The organism is Schauerella aestuarii, assembly GCF_009866805.1.
GTDB classification, from domain to species: domain Bacteria; phylum Pseudomonadota; class Gammaproteobacteria; order Burkholderiales; family Burkholderiaceae_B; genus Schauerella; species Schauerella aestuarii.
This window is the reverse complement of the sequence record NZ_SIZW01000027.1, coordinates 1-535: the sequence shown is the minus strand read 5'-3', so window position 1 is coordinate 535 and position 535 is coordinate 1. Positions and strand designations below refer to the sequence as shown.

Genomic DNA, 535 nt, shown 5'->3' with positions numbered 1-535 from the left:
CGTGTAGGTCCATGCGCCGTCGGTGCCGATGGAGAATGCGCCGTATGTGCCGGCGGTAGCGGTTTGAGCCGTAAACGTGGCTTGGCCAGCGTCAGCGTCCGTGACGGTCAACGTGCCGGAGGCCGTCGTGGTTTGGTCTTCAGTGACCGTGCCCGTGCCTTGGCCGGCAATGACTGCGGCGTCGTTGGTGCCAATAACGGTGACGGTGACTTGCGAAACCGTGCCGTCTGCCGAGGTCACTGTAAATACTTCCTGGCGTTGCTCGCCTTGCGCCAACGCTTGAACGTTAGCAGCAGTGTTGTTAAGCGAGTAGGTCCATGCACCATCGGTGCCGATCGAGAATGCTCCGTACGTTCCAGCGGTGGCGGTTTGAGCTGTAAACGTGGCTTGGCCAGCGTCAGCGTCCGTGACGGTCAACGTGCCAGAGGCCGTCAACACGCTGTCCTCGGTGACGGTGCCCGAGCCTTGACCTGCGATGACAGCTGCGTCATTCGTCCCGATCACGGTGACTGTGACTTGCGAAACCGTCCCGTCA

Annotated in this window: 1 protein-coding gene; it reads right to left on the bottom strand. The window is 61.3% G+C overall.

Going from position 1 to position 535, the window contains the following annotated elements:
* The coding region (locus EYW45_RS00110; RefSeq protein WP_202444506.1) for a VCBS domain-containing protein at positions 1–535 on the bottom strand (535 nt) is incomplete at both ends.